The organism is Rubrivirga sp. (genome assembly GCF_049648075.1).
GTDB lineage: Bacteria > Bacteroidota > Rhodothermia > Rhodothermales > Rubricoccaceae > Rubrivirga.
The window spans coordinates 1-2,574 of sequence record NZ_JBARYR010000022.1 but is presented as its reverse complement, the minus strand read 5'-3'; the positions used below and the strand labels follow the sequence as shown (position 1 = coordinate 2,574).

The following is a 2,574-nucleotide window of genomic DNA, read 5'->3' as shown; positions in this document are numbered from 1 at the left end:
TGTATCCGTTTTCAGCACGTGGGAAGGCGTCGTCGCTCACCTCGGCTTGTCGGAGCCCGTGCGGATAGAGATCGCGGACGAGCGGGCGTACGACGCCATGTTCAACTGAGGCAGAGAAGCGTGGGGTCCTGCGAGCGTTTGGTCGTCGCGCCAGATCGTGAGGGTCCTCGCGACGCTAGAAGCGCTGGCGGGCCACACCACGTTCGGGCTCTCGCCGCCGCTCTCGTGCGACCGGTGATGACCACGGGGCCACAGAATCCCTACTGCGCAACCGCTACGCCGCGACCAGGCCGCCCGCCGCGAAGAAGTCCCGCAGTTCCGCGACCGTGTCCGGCCTCGAGGGCGTGTCTCGCACGACGCGCCCCTCCGACAGCACCAACACGCGCGAGCACACGCCGACGACGTGATCGAGGTCGTGGCTCGAGACCAGCACCGTCGCGTCGACCTCGAGGAGCAAGCGCTCGAGCGCGATCCGGGCGCCGGGGTCGAGATTGGCGAACGGCTCGTCGAGCAAGACGAGCCCCGGACTCGGCAACAGCGCACCGAGGATCCCCACCTTGCCTGCGTTGCCAAGCGACAAGTCCCGGATCAGCCGCCGGCCCTCGAGGGCGGCGCCTAAGAACGACCGGTATCGCTCCACCTGGGCATCGACCTCGAGGGCGGACATCCCGTAGGCACCGCCGACCAGTCGGAAGTACTCCTCTGGACGCAGAAAGTCGACCAGGAAGCCGGCGTCGAGGTACGAGCCGACCCGGTGTTTCCACCCCAGACCGGAGCCGCCGACCTCGAGGCCGTCGATCGTGACCGTCCCGGCCGTCGGCTCGATCAGGTCGAGGACGGAGCGCAGCAGCGTCGTCTTGCCCGCGCCGTTGTTGCCCACCAAGGCGATCCGCTCGCCGGGTGCGACCTCGAGGGCGGGTACGTCGAGGGCGGTCTCGTCGCCGTAGCGCTTGACCAGGTTCGTGACAGAAAGGGAGACGCCGGGCATGAGCTAGAGGGCGGATCGAAAGCGGAGCGCGACCGCGTGCCGGCGGCGCTGGATGCGGGCGGCGAAGGCGCGGAGCCAGACCGGAGACAACAGAATGCCGACGAGTCCGAGAGCGCCCGCCGCCGAGGCTCCGTGCTCCGTCCCCGCCAACGCGATCAGGCTGCCTGCCACAACCGCCGTCGACGCCACGACCGCCTGTGCGCCGAACGATTGGGTGTTGGTCCACATCATCTTGTCCGACACGTCGAGCGGCTTCGGCCCGAGCGTCGAGCCCCACAGCGCGGCCGGCGCCAGCACGCCCAGGCTGTACAGGACCGAGACGCCGATCAGCCAGACCGACTCGGCCTCGAGGACGAGGACCACGATGGCCTGCACGGCGCCGAGCGCGACGGTCCCGGCGACGATGCCGAGCGTTTTGGCTCGCGCAAACGCGGGGACCGCGCCGGGCAGCGTCAGGAGCCGGTCGTAGAAGCCGCTCGCGAATGGGACGGCGTACTGCCCGACCGAGCCCGCGACCGTGCCGGTCGAGAACACCAGGACCATGTCGGTCGGCGTGCCGGTCCCGAACAGCCGCTCGGCGAACAGCAACGCGCCGATGGTCAAAGCGACGCTCGCGGCGGCGGCGTTCGCGACCGTGCCTCGAGGGAACGTCGCGCGCGTGACGAGTTGCCAGTCGAGGTCGAGGAACGCCCGAACGCCGGCCCGCTCGAACCCGATGTCGCCGCCCAGCCTCGAGGCCTTGCGCATCCCTGCGCCATCGAGGTAGAGGGCCGCGACCAAGGCTCGGTATGCGACGCCCAGCGACACACCGGCGAGCACGCCGAGCACCGCCACGACCTCGAGGCCGCCGGCTCGTAAAGCGCCGAGAGCACCATCGGTCCCGACCTCGAGGGCGACGACGACCGCGACGGCAGCCGCCGCGAGCAATACGGTTCGGACGGGTTGCGCGCCCAGCCTCGTCTTCCAGATCACCAACAAGGCGTGCGACGTCACGACGACGACGAGGATCGCCGCCAGGAACAGCCAGGCCGCACCCGCGCCGGCCTCGAAACGGACGGTCCGCGCAGCGAACGGGATGGCGAACGCGAGTGGGACGACGGTAAATGGCGACGGGATCGACCGGACGAGCACGCCCCACGCGATCCGCTCCCGAGACACTGGCAGCGCGAGAAATGCCGTCGCTCCGCGCGTCGGGACCTCTTGGAAGACCTGCCGGCCAACGGCAATCGCCCCGAGCGCCGGCAGCATCCAGGTCTCGACGACCTCGAGGGCGGACCACGTCGGCGCGACGACGCTCAACAAGTCCGGCAGGACGAACCCGAGGATCGCGGCCGAGCCCAAGGCATACGCCACGCCCGCGCCCTTGACGGCGGCCAGCGCGACGCGACCGCCGAGGTAGGGCGCTCGCCAGAACGCGAGGGCTTGGAGACGGACGAGGGAGGCGACCACGGACTCGGTATCGACCTCGAGGACGCGGCCCTTTACCGCGACCGTACCCACCGGACACGCGCGAGGCCGAGGCCGTCCCACCACAGGCAGCCTCGGCCTCGGCTGTTGGGCCGAAGCCCAAACAGCGTGCCGTCCCA

Annotated in this window: 2 protein-coding genes; both read right to left on the bottom strand. The window is 70.2% G+C overall.

Features of this window, described 5'->3' with window-relative positions; genetic code table 11:
- Positions 1–274 precede the first annotated feature (274 nt).
- Positions 275–988, bottom strand: coding sequence for an ABC transporter ATP-binding protein (locus tag WBA11_RS00680; protein ID WP_424518809.1), 714 nt, complete (start codon positions 986–988; stop codon positions 275–277).
- 3 nt (positions 989–991) lie between these two features.
- Positions 992–2,437 carry a DUF5687 family protein gene (locus tag WBA11_RS00675; protein WP_424518808.1) on the bottom strand — a complete coding sequence of 482 codons (1,446 nt, stop codon included), beginning with the start codon at positions 2,435–2,437 and terminating at the stop codon, positions 992–994.
- Between the last annotated feature and the right edge of the window lie 137 nt (positions 2,438–2,574).

What these genes read in the sequence shown, in the direction of transcription:
- WBA11_RS00680 (WP_424518809.1), bottom strand. Translation starts at nt 988, where the DNA reads ATGCCCGGCGTCTCCCTTTCTGTCACGAACCTGGTCAAGCGCTACGGC.